The sequence below is a fragment of the Collimonas sp. OK307 genome, assembly GCF_900113705.1.
Classification (GTDB): Bacteria; Pseudomonadota; Gammaproteobacteria; order Burkholderiales; family Burkholderiaceae_D; genus Collimonas.
In genome coordinates this window covers 108,795-130,146 of record NZ_FOQI01000016.1, presented here as the reverse complement: position 1 = coordinate 130,146, position 21,352 = coordinate 108,795, and the positions used below count along the sequence as shown (strand labels likewise).

Genomic DNA, 21,352 nt, shown 5'->3' with positions numbered 1-21,352 from the left:
GCGGAATGGCGCAGCGCCTTCCGCTCCCCGGGTTTCCCGGTCCCCACTAACCATAAACCATTACCAAGCCCTATTTGAGGAAATGCATGAAACCATCATCATTTTTCTTGCCGGTCACAACAGCGTTATTCACGCTGATGCTGAACCAGGCAGCCGCCCAAGATACGCAACGCCCACTGATTCCTTTGTTGAAAGCAGACGACATTCCGACTCTGTGCAAAGACTCCCTGAGCAGCTTACGCAAGCGCGTATCCATGTTAGAGAAATTACCGGCGGCCCATGCCAAAGACAGCAAGAAAGTGCTGACCGAATGGAACGATCTGCAGATCGCCCTGGAAGACCTGCAAGGTCCGGTCGATATCCTCAACAACGTTTCGCCGGATGCCAAAGTACGCAGCACCACCGAAGCCTGCCTGATTGAAACCAACAAATTCGCTACCGACCTGCTGCAAAGCGAAAAGCTGTATGCCCGCTTCAAAGCCATCCAGCCTAGCGACCCGATAGAGAAGAAACTGCGTCAGGACATCCTGTACAGCTTCGACGACACCGGCGTCTCGCTGCCTCCGCAAAAGCGCGCCAGGATGAAAGAAATCCTCGACAAGCTGGGTGAGCTGAGCCAGGAATTCGCGCGCAATATCCGCGACAACAATCAGAAGCTGACCTTCTCTCCGGCAGAACTGCAAGGCATGCCGGCCGCCTATCTGGCCCGCGCCAAGCGCGATGACAAAGGCAATTACCTGCTCGGCTTCGAATACCCGGACTACAAACCGTTCATGGAGTCGGCGGATGACAGCGATGCACGCCGCCGCTATCAGATCGCGTTCGCCAATCACGGTACGCCAAAGAATCTGGAGATCCTGAAAGAAGCCATGAACTTGCGCCATGAAATGGCGGCATTGTTCGGCCTGCCAAGCTATGCCGATCTGGTAACCCGTCGCCGCATGGTGAAAAATCCGCAAACCGTCGACAAATTCCTGACTGAAGTAAAAACCGCAGTCACTCAGCTGGAAATCAAGGAAATCGAGGAACTCCGCGTATTCAAATCGGAAACCCTGAAGACGCCGCTGGCCGACACCCGGCTGGAACGCTGGGATGCCGAGTACTGGCAGCAAAAAATCAAACAAACACGTTACAACGTCGACCAGGAAGCTCTGCGGAAGTACTTCCCTACCGATGCCGCAGTGCCATGGATCTTGCATGTTTCCAGCACGCTGTATGGCGTCGAATTCAAACGGGCGGAAGTACCGGTCTGGGATCCTGAAGTCCAGTACTACGACGTTATCGACAGCACAAGCAAAAAACGCATCGCCGGCATCTATCTGGATCTGTTCCCGCGTGAAGGCAAGTACGGCCACGCCGCCGCCTGGGGCACCCGAGGCGTCAGCACACTGACCCACCGCACGCCGATTTCAACGCTGGTAACCAACTTCGATCGCAACGGCTTGAACAGCGACGAACTGGAAACCCTGGTGCATGAATTCGGCCACGTTTTGCATGGCGTGCTGTCGAACACCAAGTATGTCGCCCAGGCCGGCACCAACGTCGAGCTCGATTTTGTCGAAGCGCCGTCGCAGATGTATGAAGAATGGGCGCGCCGTAAAGAGTCGCTGACGCTGCTGGCCGGCTTCTGCAAGACTGCTTGCCCAACCATCGACGACGCTTTGCTGCAACGCCTGACAGCGGCCCACAACTATGGCCGCGGCATACGCTATGCACGCCAGTTGCTGTACGCGAGCTATGACATGAGCATCCATAACGACAAGGCTGATCAGGAACAACCGCTGGCGGTCTGGCAACAAATGGAAGGCGCCACACCACTAGGCTACGTACCCGGCACCGAATTCCCAGGGCAATTCGGCCATTTGATGGGCGGCTATGCAGCCGGTTATTATGGCTACATGTGGTCGGAAGTTCTGGCGCTGGACATGCTGTCGCGTTATAACGGCAAACTGATGAACCCCGAGGTTGGCCATCTGTATCGCCAGGACATCCTGTCGCGTGGCGCTGAAAAGCCAGCCGGCGAGATGGTCAGTGCCTTCCTCGGCCGCGAGCCTAACAGCAAGGCATTCTTTGCCGAAATTTCGGGCCAACGCCTGCATTGAGCCAGATTAAGGAACCATCATGACCGCTTATATCCTGCGACGCCTCTGGCAAATGCTGCCGACCATGCTCGGCGTCATCGTACTTGTATTTTTCCTGTTCAACTGGGTCGGTGGCGACCCAGCCTATATCCTGGCCGGGAAGATGTCGAACCCGCAACAGATCGCCAACATCCGTACCCAGCTGGGCATCGACCAGCCTTACTACATCCAGCTCTGGATCTTCATCAAGCAGATTGTTACCTTCAACTTCGGCACCAGCTGGAGTACCGGGGAATCGGTGGCTAACGTCATCCTGACCCGCCTCGGGCCATCGATGACTGTGCTGATCCCTCTGACTATCCTGGAAACCCTGATCGCCGTAGCGCTGGCGCTGGCCGTGGCTTTCGTGCGCGGCTCCAAGACCGACCGCGCGGTGATGGTGGCTTGCACCGTCGGCATGTCGATCAGTATCCTGGTCTACATCATCCTGTTCCAATACTGGTTCGCCTACAAACTGAGCTTATTCCCGGTGCAAGGCTGGGGTAACAATATTTGGGAAAACCTGTTCCACTACTCGGCCCTGCCGATCCTGATCATGCTGGCGGTGAGTATCGCCCCTAGCCTGCGCCTGTACCGCACCTTTGTGCTGGATGAAGTCAACCAGGACTATGTCCGCACCGCGCGCGCCAAGGGAGTCAAGGAACGCCGCATACTGTGGGTGCACGTGTTGCGCAATGCTGCGATTCCTATCATCACCAACGTCATGTCGAATCTGCCGGCGCTGCTGATCGGCGCATTCCTGATCGAGCGCTTCTTCTCGATTCCAGGCATCGGCCGTGAAGTTATCCTGGCAGTTGAACGTAGCGATTTCCCGGTGATCAAGGCGATCACGATCTATGTCGCCGCCGCCACCATGATATTCAACCTGTTGACTGACTTGCTGTACCAAGCCGTCGACCCACGCGTTCAACTGAAGTAGGAGCCGCCATGACTCAAAGTATCCACCAGGCCCCTACCCAAGCGGCGCCTGCAGCAACCACCGTAACCCTGGCCACCGGTCCCGGCGCCACGCACTCTCCCGGCCTGTGGGCTCTGGCCTGGCGCCGCCTGCGCGCCGACCATGTCGCCATGCTCGCACTCGCCGTCGTCGGCCTGTACCTGGTCATGCTGGCGCTGTCGGCCAGCGGCTTGATCGCCAGCGACTGGTCGAAGGAAGTCGGCGTCAACTACGCGCCGCCTACCTTCATGGGCGCGCAAACCGAAGCCGAGCGCGGCTTCAGCGATAACGATGCCGTGGTTGAAGCGCCGCCGCCGGAAAATCCGGTCGATCCGCTGCGCGACATCCTGCGCGATTTGCGCAAGAGCGGTACCGCAGCAGCTACGCCGCCGGTAGTTGCCAACGACTACGGCATCGCCGATCCGCTGGCGACAGAGATGGCTGAAATCCGCGCCGAGCTGGCTAAAAAAGGTGGCAGCGAGACGCTGATCCGCAAACCGACGCTGCCGTTCGGCGCCGACAAGTGGGGTCACGACATCATCAAGAAAACCATCAAGGGTGCTGAAACCTCGATCATCGTCGGTTTGGTTGCTGCGTTGTTGGCGGTTGCCCTGGGCACTATCTTCGGCGCCGTCTCCGGCTACTTCGGCGGCTGGGTAGATGACGCCTTCAACTGGTTCTATAGCATCTTCACTTCCATCCCTTACCTGTTGCTGATCCTGGCGGTCGCCGCGGTACTCCAGCAAAAGGGCGTGATGGCGATCGTGCTGATTCTCGGCCTTACCGGATGGACCGGCACCTACCGCCTGATCCGCGCCGAATACATGAAGCACAAAACACGCGAATACGTGATGGCGGCCGATGCGATCGGCGCCAGCCACTGGAGCAAGATGTTCGGCCATATCTTCCCTAACGTCAGCCACGTGTCGCTGGTGCAGCTGTCGATCTCGGTGGTCGGCTTCATCAAGTCGGAAGTGATCTTGAGCTTCCTCGGTTTCGGCGTGCCGGTCGGCGTCGTATCCTGGGGCAGCATGCTGAACGAAGCACAAAACGAATTAATTCTGGGTAAGTGGTGGCAGCTGGCAGCTGCAAGTATCGCCATGGCGATCCTGGTAACGGCTTTCTCGCTGTTCACCGATGCGCTGCGCGACGCCCTTGATCCGAAGCTGAAATAGGAGACATCATGGATTCGACTAACCACAACCACCCGGCAGGCAACGGCGAACAACCATTGTTGCGCGTACGCGATCTGCGCGTCAGTTTTCGCACCGATAAAAAAACCATGGTGGAAACCGTCAAAGGGATTTCCTTTGATATTCCACGCAACACCACTGTCGCCCTGGTGGGCGAATCAGGCAGCGGAAAATCGGTCAGTTCGCTGGCCGTGATGGGCTTGCTGCCCAAGGAAAATTCCAGTATTGCCGCCACCAGCGTGATCGAGTTTGAAGGCCGTAACCTGCTGACCATGTCGCCCGACGAACGGCGCGACATGTGCGGCAAGGAAATCTCCATGATTTTCCAGGAGCCGATGACGTCGCTCAACCCGGTGTTCACCGTCGGTTTTCAGATCGGCGAAGTACTGCAGCTGCACATGGGCATGAACGCCAAGCAGGCCCGCGCGCGAGCGATTGCCTTGCTGGAGGAAGTCGGGATTCCATCGCCGGCAACCAAGGTCGATGCCTATCCGAGCCAGATGTCTGGTGGTCAGCAGCAGCGTGTGATGATCGCCATGGCGATCGCCTGCGAACCAAAATTGCTGATTGCCGATGAACCGACCACCGCGCTCGACGTCACGATCCAGAAGCAGATCATCGACCTGATCGAAGCCTTGCGCAAACGTCACAAGATGTCGGTATTGTTCATCACCCATGACCTGGCGCTGGTCGGCGAAATCGCTGATCAGGTGATCGTCATGCGCCACGGTGAAGTGCGCGAAAACGGCGATGTCCGGCAAATCTTTGAAGCGCCGCAAGACCCGTACACAAAAGCCTTGCTGATGTGCCGCCCTTCGCTCGACACCCGCCCTTGGCGCTTGCCGGTCATCAGCGACTACATGAACGGCCACAACGGCGCGGACCTCGATTTACGGGAACGCACCCGCGGTTGCAGCGGCCAGGAAGACATCCTGCTGGATGTACGCAATCTGGGCAAGAGCTTCTATTTCCGCGAGGGCTTGTTTGGCCGCAAGGAATTCAAAGCGGTGCAAGATGTGTCATTCAAGCTGGCGCGCGGCAAGACCCTGGGCGTGGTGGGCGAATCCGGCTCCGGCAAGACCACCGTCGGCCTGACCCTGATGCGCTTGCATCAAGCCACGGCTGGACAGGCGCTGTTCGAAGGCAAGGACATCATCGGCATGTCCAACCGCGATTTCATGTCTTACAAACGGCGTATCCAGATCATTTTCCAGAACCCCTACGCTTCGCTCAACCCGCGCTTCACCATCGGCCAGATCCTGCTTGAGCCGATGCGCATCCACCAGATCGGCAGCGACGACAACGAGCGCACCGAGATGGCCATGCAATTGCTGCAAAAAGTGGGACTGCCACAGCAAGCCTATCACCGTTATCCGCATGAGTTTTCCGGCGGCCAGCGGCAACGGATTGCGATTGCCCGCTGCCTGACCTTGCGCCCTGAAATCCTGGTGTGCGATGAATCGGTGTCGGCATTGGACGTGTCGGTGCAGGCGCAGGTTTTGAATCTGCTGCAAGACTTGCAGGAAGAGTTCGGCATGAGCTACATCTTCATCTCGCATGATCTGTCGGTAGTCAAATACCTGGCCGACCAGGTGATGGTGATGCATCAGGGTAAAGTGGTGGAGCTAGCCAACTCGGATGAGCTGTACCATAATCCGACCCATCCTTACACTCGCCAGTTGCTGAGCGCGATTCCACGCGGTTTGCAAAGCTAAAAAGCCGGCAATTACGGGCAACTGCGGCAGGCAGCTGCCCGCGTCTTAATAACGGAGTACAGCGAGCGCCGCAAGCGCGACCTGCACTCCGTTCTCGTTTACACCGTGGATTGATTGACGTATTGACGTATGGAAATTTTCGTTATAGCGTGCCTGCACTAGCAACAAGAATGGATGCCGCCGTCGATGAACAAAATCAAGTTAAGAACCGAAACGATCGTACTTGCAGCCGATCTGGCCGGCACGCTGGTGTTCGCAATCGAAGGCGCACTGAGCGCCATGCGCGGCAGTCTCGACCTGCTCGGCGTGATGGTGATTTCCTTTGTCGCCGCGCTCGGCGGCGGCGTGATACGCGATTTGCTGATAGGCGCCACACCGCCAAATGCCATCCGCGACTGGCGCTATCCGGTTCTGACCTTCCTGGCCGGCTTGTTAACTTTCATCTTCCATTCGACGGTGCAGGCATTTCCCGCGACGCTGATCCTGGTGCTGGATGCCGCCGGCCTGGCTTTGTTCGCCGTGGCAGGTGTCGAGAAAGCGATCTTGTTCGGCATCCGGCCGTTTGTGGCGATGTTGATGGGCACCGTCACCGCAGTGGGCGGCGGCGTGGTTCGGGATATTCTGCTGGCACGCGTGCCGGCGGTGCTGCAAGTCGACATTTACGCCACCGCGGCTTTCTTCGGCGCGTTCACCGTGCTCGCCGGACGCCGCCTGGGCATGGCGCCCGGCCCTGCCGCCTTGCTTGGCGGCGCTGCCTGTTTCACCCTGCGTCTGGTTGCTATCTCATATGGCTGGCATTTACCAAAGGCAGCGCTCTGACAAATTGCAAACTGTGTCAGCTGTCTTGTTTGCTATCGACCTTGCGCACCACCGTATCTGCCGGCCCCAGCAAGCGCCCCTCGCGCGAACGCAGCTCGATTTTCTGCACGGGCTTGCCGCTGGCGCTCTCTAGCATCCGGGAAAAGGCCTCGCCTTTACTGAACAGGTATTTTTCACCCCACTGCCGCAAGCCAACCACTACGGTAAACAAGCCCTCGCCTTTAGCGCTTAGCAGATATTCCTGGTAGGCGGTGCCGTCAGAGGCCGGGGCAACTTCAAGAATGCCTTCCGCGACCAACGTCTGCAAACGGTCGGCCAGGATATTGCGCGCCACCCCCAGGCTCTTCTGGAATTCACCGAAACGACGCATGCCGTCGAATGCATCGCGGATGATCAGCAGCGACCAGCGGTCGCCGACGACATCCAGCGAACGGGCTACCGGACAACTATCGCTTTTCAAACTCTTTCTCTTGGCCATGCTCTTCCTTAGTCGGAGTACTTCACACTTTCCAGTTGCATTTTAAAACTAGAAAACCTAAACTTCAATTGGTTTTAATTTAAAACTAGTTTTAAAAAGGAACTATATCTTGCTTAATCATCAGAAATCCCAGGTTCCCTGCCCACAGGCCGGCCTCGCATTGAATATGGCTGAAAGCCGGGTGAACGACCAACCAGCAACTGTCGCACCGTTTCTCAACAAGGGATTAGTGCTGTTGTTTGCCGTCGCCTGTGCTTTGAGTGTAGCCAACGTCTACTATGCGCAACCGCTGCTGGATGCCCTGGCCGCAGACTTCGGTTTCAGCCAGGCCTCGATTGGCATCGTCATCACAGCGACCCAGGTTGGCTGTGCGCTGGCTTTGCTGTTTGTAGTGCCTTTGGGCGACCTGATGAACCGGCGGCGCCTGACCATGGCGCAATTGTGCTTGCTATGTGCGGCGTTGATTGCAGTGGGTATGGCATCGTCTCCGGCAGTTCTGTTGATTGGCATGCTATGCGTGGGCTTGCTCGGCACCGCCATGACGCAGGGATTGATCGCCTATGCTGCTAGTGCCGCCGCGCCCGCCGAACGCGGCCGCGTGGTCGGCGTGGCGCAAGGTGGCGTGGTAATCGGGCTGCTGCTGGCGCGCACCGTGGCGGGATGGGTGGCGGATCTGTCCGGTTGGCGCTCTGTCTATTTCGTGTCGGCTGCAGTGGCGTTGCTGATGCTGGTTGTTTTGTCGCGCGTATTGCCGGCGCAAATGCCGCGGATCCAGTACATCTCATATTTGAAACTGCTGGGCTCGATGTTCATCATGCTGGCCAACGAACGAGTGCTGCAAATCCGAGGAGTGATTGCGATGCTGATGTTTGCTGCGTTCAGCATCTTTTGGAGTGCCTTGGTACTCCCCCTGAGCGCCGCGCCCTATTCTTTCTCGCATACCGCGATCGGCTCGTTCGGGCTGATCGGGGTACTCGGAGCGCTGGCAGCAGCTCGCGCCGGCCACTGGGCCGATCGCGGGCATGGCCAGCGCACCACCGGCCTGGCGCTGGTGCTACTGCTATTGTCGTGGCTGGCGCTGGCGATGATGCCCTACAGTTTGTGGGCGCTGGTGCTTGGCATAGTATTGCTGGATCTGGGCGGGCAAGCGATACACGTTACTAACCAGAGCATGATTTTCAGGACCCAGCCCGCGGCGCACAGCCGGTTAGTCGCTTGCTACATGATTTTTTATACAGTTGGCAGCGGCCTCGGCGCGATCGCCTCGACCGCTGTTTATGCCAGCGTCGGATGGGACGGCGTTTGCCTTCTCGGCGCCGCGGTCAGCTTGCTGGCACTGGTGTTCTGGGGACTGAGCTTACGCCTGATGCCACAGGCGCAGGTTGATGTTCAGAAAGCAGTGGCGCATAGGGGGGCGACGGACTAATATTGCGGCTGGAACACGGATCGGACATAGGAGCGGGCATGACTCAGTACCTCATCTTTTTTCTGGCTTTTGCCGCCTCGGCAGCACTGCCCGGACCGGAAATCGCAGCCCTGCTCGCACGCTCCATTTCCGGCGGCATCTCGGCCAGCCTGCCGCTGGCAATCGGCATCGTTATCGGCAAGCTGTTGATGCTGACGGCGGCGGTGATCGGGTTGAGCGCTTTATTGGCAATCCTTGGCCCTGCCTTCGTTGCACTTAAATACATTGGCGCGGCCTATCTGGTCTGGTTAGGTATCAAGAAGTGGCGCAAAGCCGGCGCTGCGCTTGCTGCGGAGACATCTGCTCCCGCTACCACCCTGGGTATCGAGATCGGACTCGGCCTGGCGATGACTGTCACCAATCCGCTTGCCATCGCTTTTTACATGGCATTGTTGCCAGGCGTGATTAACGTTTCGGGAATCACGCTTTCCAGTTATCTGATCTTGTGTTCGATCATCGTTGGCGTGATGTGCTCGGTGGTGCTGGGTTATGGCATGGTTGGCGAACTTGCGCGCAAGATGTTTCGTTCTTCACGCGCCAAAGCCAACGTCGAACGTGCCTCAGGCACGATGATGATCGGCGTCGGCGTCATGCTGGCGACGCGTTGATCCGCCTGCCGCCAGGATCATCATGACATCGCAAGAAAACCAGGCCGCCTATGCCCGACGCATGCACAAGGTGCTTGAATATATCGACCTGCATCTCGATCAGGTGCTTGAGCTGAATACCCTGGCGGAAGTCGCCCATTTTTCTGCGTTTCATTTTCACCGTTTGTTCTCGGCCTGGATGGGCGAAACCTTCGGCGACTACCTGCGCCGGCGGCGGCTGGAAATCGCGGCGTTGCGGCTGGTCGCCCAGCCCGCGGTGCCGGTGCTGGAGATCGCCCTGTCGGTGGGTTTCGGTTCGGCCGAGGCATTTGCGCGCGCTTTCAAGACCCGCTTCGGCTGCACCGCCACCGAGTGGCGCCAGGGACAGGCGGACCGCTGGGCTTCCCGGCTTGAAGAAAGCCATAACAAGTCATCCGGCCAGGACAGCAATCCTGGTCAGTTGCATGGCAAGCAGGATCAGGAAACCAAACGGCGCCTGGACCATCATGGAAACTCCCAGCCAGCCACCAAGGAGATTCCCATGAAAGTCAAAGTCATCGAGCGGCAACCAGCCAAAATCGCCTACCTGCGCTACATCGGACACTACGGCCAGCCCATCTCGGAATTCTGGATCGAAACCGTCAGCCCCTGGATGGAAACCAACAATCTGTTCGGCCGTCCGCGCTACGGCATCAGCCATAACGATCCGGCGATTACCAGTTCAGAAAAATGCCGCTACGATGCGGGCGTTGAAGTGCCATCGAATTTTGTCGCCAGCGGCCCGTCGTTTGTCACCACCATCCCCGGCGGCAGTTATGCAGTGACCCGCTACGTTGGCAACGGCCACGATATCGGCGACTCCTGGACCCGGCTGCTACGCGACTGGCTGCCAGCCAGCGGCATGCAGCTCGATGCCCGGCCATTCTTCGAGTACTACCCGACGGACGCCGCCTGCGACCCGAAAACCGGCGCATTCGAATGCGATCTTTGTATCCCGGTGGTCCCGCTTTAGCCCGCACTTTAGTCCTCCTTTGAAGCCCGGCGCCAGACCAGCGCTGCCGCTAGCGCGAGTGCTGCCGAAGCCCACAGCGCGAGGTGCAGACCAGCCTCAAATGGACGTACTGCGGTAATCAAACCACCGAACACCGCCACCCCTAGGGCAGCGCCGGTTTGCCGGGCTGAATTAAGTACGCCGGCGGCCACGCCGGCACGTTCCGGCTCGACGGCCGCCATCAGTGCGGCCGTCGCCGCCGGTGTGATGAGGCCGGCGGCAAAGCCGATGGCAGGCATCGGCAAAACCAACAACCAGTAGGACGAAGTTGCGGTTGATATCGACGCCAGCAAACCCAGAAAGCCGATGGCGTAACAAACCAGTGCGGCAGATACCAGACGGCGCGGGCCGTACGACTTCACCATGCGATTCGATACCATGCTGCCGGCAGTCACCAGCGCCGTCAGCGGCAGAAAGGCGAGCCCGGTACGCAACGGCGAATAACCCTGTACTTGCTGGAAATACAGGCTGAGAACGAAGACCAGCCCGTAAAATGTCAATGCTGAAACCATGGAAACCAGCGCTGAGCCGGAGAATGCGCCATTCCGGAAAAACGATAACGGCAGCATAGCGTCCTTCCGGCGACTTTGCAGTGCCAGGAAGATACTGCCGGCGCCGAAACCCAGCACCATTCCGGCAACGATCGGCAGGTTGTGCCAACCCAGAACCGGCCCCTCGATCAGCACCGCGACCAATGCCCCGAGCGCCAGGATCGCCGTGCATTGACCGCCAGGATCCAGCCGCCGTGCTAGCGCTGGTTTGTAGTCACGGCCGATACGCCATGTCAGCCATATGCCAAGCAGGCCGAACGGCAGATTCGCGAGGAAGATGCTACGCCAGTCGAAAAAATGTATCAGGATGCCGCCAGCCAAAGGTCCGGCAGCCATCGCGGCGCCGCCGCAGCCGGCCCATATGCCGATTGCAGCGGCGCGCTCCCCGGCATCGGGAAAGACATGTTTGATCAGAGTCAAAGAAGCAGGCAACAACAACGCCGCACCGCATCCCTGCAGTACGCGAGCCATGATGAGCACGCCCAACTCGTCGGCCACGCCGCACCAGGCGGAAGCCAGCGTGAACACCGCCAGGCCGGCGAGATAGACGTTCCGGGCGCCGTAACGATCCGCCAGGGTACCGCCCGTTAGCAACAGGCTGGCAAAACTCAAGATGTACGCGTTCACCACCCACTGCAAACCGGCGATATCCGTAGCCAACGCGCCAGAGATACGCTCCAGGGCGACATTGACAATCGACGTATCCAGAATCACCACGGCGTAGCTGAGGCTGGTGGCCGCCAGCACGCGGCGTTGCAGGCGCTGTTTGTCCGATGCCACCCAGCACATGCCAGCTTCCGCGCTCTCATCCATCCTGCTCTCCATCTACCGTTGATTGGAGCTTGAGTGTAGCCGCGCCTCGCGGCCCGATGCTTCGTCGCACGTCGAAGCATACGTTCTGGTTTCGGTTCTATACTATGAAAAAATTGTGAGAGATCTGGCATGTGCCCGCAACCGAATATATCTTCCGTCGCTTTCCTGATTGCCGATCCGGCCCGGGCCGCCATGCTCATGGCACTGTTCGACGGACACGCGCTGCCGGCCGGCGAACTGGCGCATGCGGCAGGCGTCACCGCGCAAACTGCCAGCGCCCACCTGGCCAAACTGCTCAACGGCGGTTTGCTCACCTGCGAGCAGCAAGGCCGCCATCGCTACTATCGCCTGACCGATTCCCATGTCGCCGATGCGATCGAACATCTGGCCGCCATCAGCTCGGTAGCGACGGTCAGGCGGCGCCCCTTGAATCGCGCAGCGCAGGAATTACGCTTCGCCCGTTGCTGCTACGATCACCTGGCCGGACAGTTGGGAGTGGCTGTGACACAGGCGTTGCAACAGCGCCTGTTCATCGTGCCGGGCGCGGATAAACAATTTGAACTATCAGCCGCGGGCAGCGCCTGGTTTGGCACTATCGGCGTCGATGTCGCAACACTCAAACCGACCCGCAACGGGCTTGCCCGGCAGTGCCTGGACTGGACCGAGCGCAGCCATCACCTGGCCGGTCCGCTTGGCGTGCAATTGATGCGTGCGCTATGTGCGGCCGGCTGGCTGCGGCGCTCGCCATCGTCGCGCGCGATCCAGGTCACGCCGAAGGGATGGGCTGGCTTGAAAGCGCAACTCGACATCGATCAACATTCTGCTGCGCTGATCAATCACCAGGCATAAAACCAAACCAATCCGGCAGTATCAAGCCGCCGCGATCCTGCGGATGGTTTCGTGCACCGCCTGCAGCAGCAGCTCCTCCAGGCGTTTCACCGCCGGCCCCGCCGTCGTTTGCGCACGATACAAAGACAAGCCGATCAACGGCAGCGCTGGCAAACCGGTCTCTTGCGGATTAATGATACGCAAGCTGGCCGGCAAGCCGATCGGCGTGCGCACAGTCAAGCCGAGTCCCGCCGCCGAGGCCGCCCACAATGCAGACAGGCTAGCGCTGGTAAAGGCGTGACGCCAGGCGATTCCGGCAGAGTCCAGCGCACTTTCAGCGAGATCCCGCAGCAGGCAAGGCGCATCCAGCAAAACCAATGACAACGGCGAAACTACCGGCCCGGCTGCATCCTGCGCCGGGCCGATCCAGCATAGAGGCAGATCGGCGACTCGTTCGCCATTCAATGCCGGCGTACCGCCCTCCCAAATCAACGCCAGGTCGATACGCCCCAACGCCGCGCGCTCGCGCAACTCCGTACTGCGCGCGACACAAACTTCGACACGTACCTTCGGATGCGCCCGCATGAAACGGCCCAGCACATCCGATAACAGCGCTTCGCCGAAGTCTTCCTGCAACCCCAGTTTCACCTCCCCTTCCAGCTCGACGCCACGCACCGCGCTGGCGGTTTCATCGTTGAGATCGAGCAAGCGGCGAGCGTAACCCAGCAGCGTCTGGCCGGCCTCGGTCAACGCCAGGCCGCGCCCCGCTTTTCGAAAAATCGGCGCACCGGCCTGTTCTTCGAGTTTTTTCAGCTGCGCGCTCACAGCTGAAGTGGATCGGCCCAGGCGATCGGCGGCCTTGGCGTAGCTGCCCAGGTCTATGCCGGTGGTGAAGGTGCGCAATACGTCGATGTCAAAACTGATTTGTCGCATGACAACCATCCCGTTTTTCAAAACAATTGATTCGAAACTATCTGATATTCAAAAGTATCACGCAAAGCGATACTTGCCGCAAGGGCTTGAAGCAAGAGTTGTGATTGCCGCTCTTGTTGGTTCGCCGGCCCATCCCGTTACAGGAGAATTTCAATGTCTCAATCTTTCACCAATAACCATAACCGCCGCCATCGCTGGAAAGTCCTGGGCGTTGGCGTAGCGGCCAACGCCAGTTTTTCGGCAGCTTTCAGTGGCATTCCGACAACTGCGGTATTGATACGCTCTGGTTATCATCTCGGCAACGCCGAACTCGGTCTGGTGCTGGGCCTGATGGGTCTCGGCATCGCGATAAGCGAATTGCCATGGGGCCTGCTGACCGATCGCTGGGGCGACCGTCCGGTATTGTTGTCCGGCCTCGCCACCACTGCCGTGGCATTGGCGTTGATGGCCATGTTCGTTGCGCCGACTCCCGGCTACGTGCCAGGCCTGCCGCCGCTCGGCGCCGGCTTGCTGTTGGTCGGCCTGCTTGGCGGCAGCGTCAACGGCTCCAGCGGCCGCGCGGTGATGACCTGGTTCGGTGAAGGTGAACGCGGAATGGCGATGAGCATACGCCAAACCGCGGTGCCTCTGGGTGGTGCTACCGGCGCATTGATCTTGCCATCACTGGCGACCCATTTCGGCTTTGCCTCGGTGTACGGCGTACTCGCCTTGTTCTGCAGCGTGACGCTGTTTTTCACCTGGCTCTGGCTATATGAACCGGCCGCAACCGCTCCAGATAAAGCGCAGGTCGGCCACACCACATTGTCACCATCACCTTCACCACTAAAGGATCGCCAGCTGTGGCGCATCGTCGCCGCGATCGGCATCCTGTGTGCGCCGCAGTTTGCAATACTGTCGTTCGGCACGGTGTTCCTGCACGATTTCAGCCATGCCGGCATCGCTGCCATCACCACCTCCATGGCGGCACTGCAATGCGGCGCCATGGTCATGCGCGTGTGGAGCGGCCGCTGGACCGACCGCAACCGCAACCGGCGCGAATTCCTGCGCTTCTGCACCATCACCAGCGCGATTGCCTTCGCCGCACTGGCTGCACTGGTAACGCTGACTAGTCAGTTGCCGACAGTCGGCCCGGCCATGGCAGCGCTGCTGATCGTCATGCTGGTGCTGACCGGTGTCAGCGTCTCGGCCTGGCACGGGGTCGCCTATACCGAACTGGCGACGATCGCCGGTGCGCACAACGCCGGCACTGCGCTCGGCATGGCGAATACCAGTGTGTTCGTGATGTGCTTCCTGACACCGTTAGCGATTCCGCACATCCTCACACTCGGCAACTGGCAGGCAGTGTGGTTGATCGGAAGTGCTTGTGCGCTGATTGCGCTGCAGTTTTTTCCCAAGCCTGTGCAAGCGACGATTGTTTGCACGCGAGAGGCGTTTTAGCCGCAGACTTTTCGGCATTTATACTCGAACGTCGACGATCACAGGGACTCTGTAATTTTCCTGCCGATTTTGTTAGACAACGCCTTCTCAGGACCAAAGATCATAAAACTGATCGCGGCCAACACCCAAACACCAATGCCTCCGTACAGCATCACCAAACCAAAACCATGCATAAGAGCTGCATGGACAATCGTTCCGGACGAATCCAAAGAGAACAGCTCCGGAAAATCCTGCTTGAGAGATGTGAAGCTTCCCGATGCTATTTTTTTGGCCAAAGAACGCAACTGCAAAGTATCGGGGAATTCCGGAAAAGCACTCTCTAAAGAAGACAGGATTCCTTCCAGCAGGATGAAACCCATCAGGGCGATGTTGATGGCCAATGAAATCAATCTGGCACTCATGTCTATGCCCGAAGCCATCCCGGCGCGGTTAGTCGGAACCGAACCGGTGGTTGTGTTGGTCACAGGCGTGTTGGTCAACCCTAATCCCATACCAGCCAGCAGGGAACCGGGAAGCATGGTCAGCCAGCTGGCATGGTCAGCGGCACTGCCGTACTTGAGCAAGATAAAGCCCAGGCCGATCGTGAACAGCCCCAAAGGAATCACAATGCGTGGCTGATAGCGGAGCGAAAGACGTTCTGCCAAAGGCGGAATCACCAAGGTAGGAAGCGTATAAGCCAGCAAAGACAATCCAGCCGTTACGATGTCGTAGCCGAGGCCGCTTTGGAAATAAATCGGCAAATAAATCATGAATGGCCAAAAACTGAAATTCATACCGATGGAACCGATGATCGCGCCTGAAAATTTGCGTATCCTGAACACTGAAAAATCAAACATCGGATGAGGATTGATTTTTTCCACGAATATGAAAATGATGAAACCTGTTGCCGTAGCAACCAGGATGCCGACGGCGGCGTTACTGGTGAAGCCGAGATCGGGTCCCTGCGTAATAAAGTAGGTCAGGCCGAATACCGACATCGACAAGGTGACGATGCCCAGGATGTCCAGTTTCTTCGCATGAGGATCGCTGGATTCGTCCACGCTGCTAAACACCAGCATCAGCGTCAGGACGGTGAGCGGAACATGAACCAGGAACACCCAATGCCAGCTGGATAAAACAACGATCATGCCGCCGATGATCGGTCCGAAACCCAGGCCGACACCGAACACAACTCCCCATACGGCAAAAGCTTTACTACGTTCCACTCCCTCTTGGAACTGATGCGAAAGAACAGCGGTCAGGCAAATCAACATCGCGCCGCCACTCATGCCTTGCAGGAAGCGGCTGACGATCAAAACCGGCGCGTCTTGCGCCAGACCGCAAAGCAAGGATGTGATACCGAACAAGGCCAGGCTGATAACGAAGATGCGCTTTCGGCCATATCGGTCAGCCAGCGTTCCTGCGGCCATCAGCACTGTAGTACAGGCAATCGTGTAGGCATTCATGATCCATTGCATGTCTTTGAAATTGCCATGCAATACCTTTTCAAGGGTAGGCAATATCACCGGTACGCTGGAAATTTCAAGGCCGAACATCAGCGCGGTCAGGCAGACGGCCGCCAACGCAATTCTATTTTTACTTGAGTGAGAGAGGGTCATTGCAAGTTCTTTCCACGTTTAGTTTTGGCAATCCGGTAGCGCTGCCAGCACCGCTGGATTGGATCATGGGAAACATTGTGGGTGAATTTCCTCTATGATAGAAATGATTTAATTTCCTGTCATTCATTAATAATCATCATTTATCAAAGGCTATGGACTTCGATCCGACACTCCTGCGCGCCTTTGTCGCAGTCAACGAAACCGGGGGATTCACCCGCGCGGCGCAACAGCTGCACCTGACGCAATCTGCGATCAGCCATCAAATCCGGCGACTTGAAGAACAGACCGGCCGCCCGCTATTGCATCGGACGACACGCAAGCTGACCCTGACCGAGGACGGCGAAGATTTCCTGCGCTACGCGGAACAGATTCTGCATACGCTCGATGCCATGGCCAGACGCTTTCGGCCGTCGCCGGTGTCGGGCGTAGTGCGATTCGGCGTGCCGGAAAATTTCATGGGTGAGCGGTTGCCGCCGCTCTTGTGCCAGTTCGCCCGCGCGTTTCCCGCAGTGCGGCTCGACGTGCATGTCACCATGAATCTCGATTTACGCGCGATGGTCGACGCCAACGAACTGGATCTGGCAGTGGTGATATCGGTGCCGAAAAGCGAGGACGGTACAGTAGTTCGGCAAACGCAACTGGTTTGGGTTGCCGCCGAAATATTCGAGAAACCAGACGGCGCGTCTCTGCCGTTAGCGTTCTTTCCGGCGCCATGCATCTACCGCCAGGCCGGCATCACCGCGCTGGACCGCACGGCGGTCGAATGGCACGTGGTTTTCACATCGCCGAGCCAGCAGGGTCTGCGCGCAGCTGTGTTGGGAGGACTGGCAGTCACCGTGCTGACGCGCGACGATCTGGAACCGGGAATGAAAATCGTCGACGGTGAATACGGCTTGCCGACGTTACCGAATGCCGATTTCGCTCTGATCTGGAGCGGCAGCGGCAAGACACCTGCAGCCCTTGAGTTTGGCCAGTTGGTCTTGAACATGCCGGAACCGGTCGCAGCGCCGGCATGGTCTCTTGGGAATACCTAGAAGCCCGGCCCAAACGGAGCAAACATGGCACGCGCCACTATTTCACATAATCGTATAGGGGTTTGTCTTTATCGACGACATGAACGGTAAAGAGCTTGAGCGACTTGTCTCCGACAACCTTGAAGCCGGCATGAGGAACGTCTCGAAGATTCAGAATAGGCGTTCCGGTTTCCAGCATCACAGGTTCCTTCCCGGGGGGTTGAATCATCGTTCCCTGAAGCACGTAGCCCGATTCGACACCATGATGCAAATGCTTCGGGGATTCGGTTCCAGGCTTGATTTCGATAATCGAGCTGATTACTTCCATGCCGGGCGCGCCAGTCAGATCCGCGCGCTTCAATTCTGTTCGCGTTGTTGAGTCTTGGGCATACACATCCGCGCCAAGCTGTGCCGCCAACAGGCTCGCAGCAAGTAGCAATACCGGTCGAATTGCACTCATCATGTCTCTCCTCCGTGGGTTTGCTTGTTATGACAAGGTAGGCGATGGCGTCCGCAAGTCAAGGATCAGGATCGTTTTGTCACCATGAGTTCGGCCAGCAACGCTTGCATGCTTCGCCAGTGCGTCCCCTCCCAAAACACACGCTGGCAGAGATCGCATGTGCTGAATCGATCAAAATGTGCGCGCACCTTCGGCGGCAACCGCTCTTCCACCAGTGCTTTTTCGATGCTCCGCAAAGGTGCGTTGCACTGCAAGCATAATGTGAAGGGCCGCGCGCTGCGCGCCAGGTCCAGGCGCTCGAAGATTTCCTTCAATTGTTGTGCCGGCTTGAGCGCGTGCACATAACAGCCATGCGTGATGATGCGACGCTTGAGGAGTTCACGGTCGCGGGTGAGTACGATCCGCGCCTCTTTTTCCGCGATGGAAGCAATCACGCTATCGAGGAAATTATTGTCGTAAAGCGTGTCGAAGCCAGCCATGCGCAACAGATGAGCCAGGCCACCCAGATGTGCGTCGGCGATGAAGCGGTTCGTGCGCAATGGATGGTCGCGCACGCGCAACAGCGGCGTGATATCGAGTGTTTCAAATTTGGGATAAACGGAAACGCGGTCGCCGTCCCGCAGCAGTCGGTCGAAATCGACAGTCTCGCCATTGACTAGCACCAGCTCGACCTCGGTGTGCGGTACCCCTAGCGCCTCGATCATGTGCTTGGTGGAGGCAGCACGAGCGGATACGACATCAAACGCGCGCTTGCGCCGTTCGCTGGGCAGGAACGTATTTAATTCCTCGTAGAAACGAAATGTTGCGGTAACCATGTCGCGCGTCCATTGGTATCCGTAATCATAGATGAATTCCCGGACGAGTCACGGTGTTGCACGTTCGTTGCAGGAACAGGAAGCAACTGCTCCTGAACTGATGAATCGCTGCTCACGACCCGTTGCCGTCTTTCGAGCATCGAGAAAGTGGATGCTCAACTTGACTGCTCGGCGGCGGCGGAAGGCGCTCGCTGGATTTGCAGGTTAGCCCGGTACATTAGGATAGCTAGGGTGTCCGTAAACTCGGAAAAAGTCAGCGCGACCGACTTCATTCGCCAGCGGGCCTGGTATCGCCGAATAAGCGTAAAAACCGCATTCGTTGCAATCCAATGCTTTAAGTCACACGTGCATGGCAAATTTGACACAATCAATCAACAATGTGCTTTACTTTCTGATACGTGTAATATATTCTTTACACATGAAAGAGAAAACACATTCATCACTCTCCGGTGACCAGTTGCTGGCAATCCTGGCCGCGCTGGACAATCCGCACAGGTTGCGCATCATTGCCTTGCTAGCCACAAATGGGCGCAATTACGTCAGTCAGCTCGCGCGCGAAATTGGCATCAGTCGTCCCTTGCTGCACCTGCACCTTCAGAAGCTCGAGGCGGCCGGCCTGGTCAGCAGCCGGCTTGAACTGTCCGACGATGGCAAGGCGCTCAACTATTTTGAAGTGAACAGTTTCACATTTGAACTCTCGCCCCCGGTCATTGCCGAGGCGGCGAAATCCCTGAAAACCAACCCTGAAACGTAGAGGTAATCATGTCTGAAAATGTTTTTTTTGCGGCGTTCTTCTTCCCGGCTGCCGCCGTTGTGATTGTGTTTTTCATGAAATACGTGTCCGCAGTCCTGCAGGCCAGGGTGCGCCTCGGGCAAGACGAGGCCTACCGCGAACTCGCCGCCAAGGCCGCCTCAGCCCAGGCCGAGACGGTCGCGGCACTCGCCTCGTCCAGTCGGGCGCTGGCGGACATTCAGGCCCGGCTCGGGGCGCTCGAAAAAATTCTCAAGGAAGTCGAGTAAGTCAATAGAAGTCCTCTTTTCCAACCTACGCTGCCCGTCGGCAATCAGGAGTAGTCAGAATGAACGAAGTCTCGTCGTTTCGCCTTTATGTGCTCAGAGCGCTGTACCTGTTTATCGTCGCCGGACTCTGCCTGCTCGTCTGGCCTGGCATCATCCACGAGAGTCAGCATTGGGAGTTCATGGAGGGCACGGTTTCCTGCATGCTCGCCGCGTTTTCGCTGCTCTGCGCCCTGGGTTTGCGCTATCCACTTCAAATGCTTCCGATTCTGCTGTGGGAAGCACTTTGGAAGACTATCTGGCTGAGCATTGTCGCGCTGCCGCAGATCTTGTCGGGTCATATCGACGCGCCGCAAATGAGTGCGATCGTCAATTGCTCGTTCGTCGTGCTGGTCTACCTCACCATGCCGTGGCGCTATGTGTACAAGCACTACGTGTTGAAGTCAGCGGATCCCTGGAGTCCGCCTTTTTCCGGTCGGACGGTTGAAGCTGCGCAATGAAGCGCGTGTTGCGATTTCTCGCCTATTGCCTGGTGAGCCTGGTCGGCGTCGTCGCCCTGTGCGGCGCGCTGTTTGGCTACTTCGTTTATTCACCCGAGCCGCTTGTTCCTCAGCTGTCGGGCACGCTGAGCAAGGGGGTGATTGACGTTGGCGGCCTCAAGCGCACATACCTGAGCTATGTGCCACGCGGGCTACCGAAAGGTGCGCCGCTGGTATTGGTGATGCACGGCTCGGGCCAGGACGGCGCGCAAATTCGGATCGAGTCCGGGTATGGATTCGAGCGCCTTGCCGATCAACATGGCTTCGCCGTCGTCTATCCCGATTCGTACAGCTTCGACTGGGACGATTGCAGCAAGGTCGGCGACTTCAGCGTGAACGGACACGAGGTCGATGACGTCGGCTTTCTGGACGCCGTCGTCGACCGGCTCATCACCGACATCGGCGCCGATCCGCATCGGGTGTTTGCGACCGGCGTTTCGTCCGGCGGCTTCATGTCGATCCGCCTCGCAGTTGAGTCACCGGCCCGATTTCGCGCGGTCGCTGCGGTATCGGCCAATGTGCACACGCCGGAAAATTTCAAATGCAAGCCAGCGGGGCAAGGCACATCGGTGATGATCATGAACGGCACCAAGGATCCGCTGGTCCCGTTCAATGGCGGGGAGTCCAGCCTGTTCGGCTTGTTCTTCAAAGGCGGAAAGGTGCGTTCATCGCACGATTCCGGTCAATATTTTGCGGAACTCAACCAGCTCGCTGGCGTGCCTGCGGCGAACCGGAGCGCAATGACCGATGGCGTCGGCGTCGAATTGCTCGACTGGCATAAGAACGCCAAAGTAGAAGTCGAACTGGTTACCGTTCACGGCGGCGGACACGGGATGCCGCAGCCATACTGGCGCCGTCCGCGCCTACTCGGCCCATCGCCGATGAATCCAAATGGACCGGCGATGATCTGGGACTTCTTCGCACGGCAGCAGCCATGAGCAGTTACGCGCGGAGCGGCGTTG

General features: G+C 58.1%; 21 protein-coding genes. 15 read left to right on the top strand and 6 right to left on the bottom strand.

From position 1 onward, the window contains the following. Positions 1–86: 86 nt before the first annotated feature. The 5 genes from BM205_RS19315 to BM205_RS19295 all read left to right on the top strand — a co-directional run bounded on the left by BM205_RS19315 (position 87) and on the right by BM205_RS19295 (position 6,805). Positions 87–2,102 carry a M3 family metallopeptidase gene (locus BM205_RS19315; protein WP_175511324.1) on the top strand — a complete coding sequence of 672 codons (2,016 nt, stop codon included), beginning with the start codon at positions 87–89 and terminating at the stop codon, positions 2,100–2,102. A gap of 19 nt (positions 2,103–2,121) precedes the next feature. Continuing rightward, complete coding sequence (locus BM205_RS19310) at positions 2,122–3,060, top strand: ABC transporter permease (RefSeq protein WP_092416482.1); 939 nt, start codon at positions 2,122–2,124, stop codon at positions 3,058–3,060. Between the two features lie 8 nt (positions 3,061–3,068). After that, the gene (locus BM205_RS19305; protein WP_092416481.1) at positions 3,069–4,253 is read left to right on the top strand and encodes an ABC transporter permease; all 1,185 of its coding nucleotides are present in this window, start codon (positions 3,069–3,071) and stop codon (positions 4,251–4,253) included. An 8-nt stretch (positions 4,254–4,261) separates the two neighbouring features. Further along, entirely contained in the window at positions 4,262–5,986 is a 1,725-nt protein-coding gene (locus tag BM205_RS19300; RefSeq protein WP_092416480.1) for an ABC transporter ATP-binding protein, read from the top strand. A 186-nt stretch (positions 5,987–6,172) separates the two neighbouring features. Then, positions 6,173–6,805 (top strand): trimeric intracellular cation channel family protein, encoded by a 633-nt coding sequence (locus tag BM205_RS19295; protein WP_175511323.1) that lies wholly within the window; start codon positions 6,173–6,175, stop codon positions 6,803–6,805. A gap of 16 nt (positions 6,806–6,821) precedes the next feature. On the opposite strand, the gene BM205_RS19290 is transcribed toward BM205_RS19295, so the two are convergent. Further along, a complete protein-coding gene (locus BM205_RS19290; RefSeq protein WP_092416479.1) occupies positions 6,822–7,283 on the bottom strand; it encodes a winged helix-turn-helix transcriptional regulator in 462 nt (153 codons plus the stop codon). A 166-nt stretch (positions 7,284–7,449) separates the two neighbouring features. Here BM205_RS19290 and BM205_RS19285 point away from each other — a divergent pair, with 166 nt between their 5' ends. Genes BM205_RS19285 through BM205_RS19275 form a run of 3 tightly spaced genes read left to right on the top strand, consistent with a single transcriptional unit; the run spans position 7,450 to position 10,347 of the window. After that, positions 7,450–8,709 (top strand): MFS transporter, encoded by a 1,260-nt coding sequence (locus tag BM205_RS19285; RefSeq protein WP_092416478.1) that lies wholly within the window; start codon positions 7,450–7,452, stop codon positions 8,707–8,709. 38 nt (positions 8,710–8,747) lie between these two features. Then, a complete protein-coding gene (locus tag BM205_RS19280) occupies positions 8,748–9,356 on the top strand; it encodes a LysE family translocator (RefSeq protein WP_092416477.1) in 609 nt (202 codons plus the stop codon). A gap of 22 nt (positions 9,357–9,378) precedes the next feature. Beyond that, complete coding sequence (locus BM205_RS19275) at positions 9,379–10,347, top strand: AraC family transcriptional regulator (protein ID WP_092416476.1); 969 nt, start codon at positions 9,379–9,381, stop codon at positions 10,345–10,347. A gap of 8 nt (positions 10,348–10,355) precedes the next feature. On the opposite strand, the gene BM205_RS19270 is transcribed toward BM205_RS19275, so the two are convergent. Further along, entirely contained in the window at positions 10,356–11,750 is a 1,395-nt protein-coding gene (locus BM205_RS19270; RefSeq protein WP_254783963.1) for an MFS transporter, read from the bottom strand. 129 nt (positions 11,751–11,879) lie between these two features. On the opposite strand from BM205_RS19270, the gene BM205_RS19265 reads away from it, so the two are divergent. Further along, positions 11,880–12,599, top strand: coding sequence for an ArsR/SmtB family transcription factor (locus BM205_RS19265; protein WP_092416475.1), 720 nt, complete (start codon positions 11,880–11,882; stop codon positions 12,597–12,599). Positions 12,600–12,620: 21 nt separating this feature from the next. On the opposite strand, the gene BM205_RS19260 is transcribed toward BM205_RS19265, so the two are convergent. Continuing rightward, positions 12,621–13,511, bottom strand: coding sequence for a LysR substrate-binding domain-containing protein (locus BM205_RS19260; RefSeq protein WP_092416501.1), 891 nt, complete (start codon positions 13,509–13,511; stop codon positions 12,621–12,623). Between the two features lie 153 nt (positions 13,512–13,664). On the opposite strand from BM205_RS19260, the gene BM205_RS19255 reads away from it, so the two are divergent. After that, entirely contained in the window at positions 13,665–14,948 is a 1,284-nt protein-coding gene (locus BM205_RS19255) for an MFS transporter (RefSeq protein ID WP_092416474.1), read from the top strand. A 38-nt stretch (positions 14,949–14,986) separates the two neighbouring features. Here the strand turns inward: BM205_RS19255 and BM205_RS19250 are convergent, their stop codons facing one another. Next, positions 14,987–16,546 carry an MFS transporter gene (locus BM205_RS19250; protein WP_092416473.1) on the bottom strand — a complete coding sequence of 520 codons (1,560 nt, stop codon included), beginning with the start codon at positions 16,544–16,546 and terminating at the stop codon, positions 14,987–14,989. A gap of 152 nt (positions 16,547–16,698) precedes the next feature. On the opposite strand from BM205_RS19250, the gene BM205_RS19245 reads away from it, so the two are divergent. Further along, positions 16,699–17,580, top strand: coding sequence for a LysR family transcriptional regulator (locus tag BM205_RS19245; protein WP_092416472.1), 882 nt, complete (start codon positions 16,699–16,701; stop codon positions 17,578–17,580). Positions 17,581–17,617: 37 nt separating this feature from the next. On the opposite strand, the gene BM205_RS19240 is transcribed toward BM205_RS19245, so the two are convergent. After that, positions 17,618–18,022, bottom strand: a complete 405-nt coding sequence (locus BM205_RS19240) for a cupin domain-containing protein (protein ID WP_254783962.1) — start codon at positions 18,020–18,022, stop codon at positions 17,618–17,620. Positions 18,023–18,084: 62 nt separating this feature from the next. Further along, positions 18,085–18,834, bottom strand: a complete 750-nt coding sequence (locus BM205_RS19235) for a Mut7-C RNAse domain-containing protein (protein ID WP_092416471.1) — start codon at positions 18,832–18,834, stop codon at positions 18,085–18,087. 418 nt (positions 18,835–19,252) lie between these two features. Here BM205_RS19235 and BM205_RS19230 point away from each other — a divergent pair, with 418 nt between their 5' ends. From BM205_RS19230 to BM205_RS19215, 4 genes are read left to right on the top strand one after another with little or no spacing between them, the layout of a single operon-like run. Then, positions 19,253–19,588 carry an ArsR/SmtB family transcription factor gene (locus BM205_RS19230; protein WP_092416499.1) on the top strand — a complete coding sequence of 112 codons (336 nt, stop codon included), beginning with the start codon at positions 19,253–19,255 and terminating at the stop codon, positions 19,586–19,588. Positions 19,589–19,596: 8 nt separating this feature from the next. After that, positions 19,597–19,854: a hypothetical protein gene (locus tag BM205_RS19225; protein ID WP_092416470.1), complete on the top strand. Its 258-nt coding sequence runs from the start codon at positions 19,597–19,599 to the stop codon at positions 19,852–19,854. Between the two features lie 59 nt (positions 19,855–19,913). After that, positions 19,914–20,351, top strand: a complete 438-nt coding sequence (locus tag BM205_RS19220) for a hypothetical protein (protein ID WP_092416469.1) — start codon at positions 19,914–19,916, stop codon at positions 20,349–20,351. Beyond that, positions 20,348–21,328, top strand: a complete 981-nt coding sequence (locus BM205_RS19215; RefSeq protein ID WP_092416468.1) for a CE1 family esterase — start codon at positions 20,348–20,350, stop codon at positions 21,326–21,328. The genes BM205_RS19220 and BM205_RS19215 overlap by 4 nt, the downstream gene beginning before the upstream one ends. The last annotated feature ends 24 nt before the right edge of the window (positions 21,329–21,352 follow it).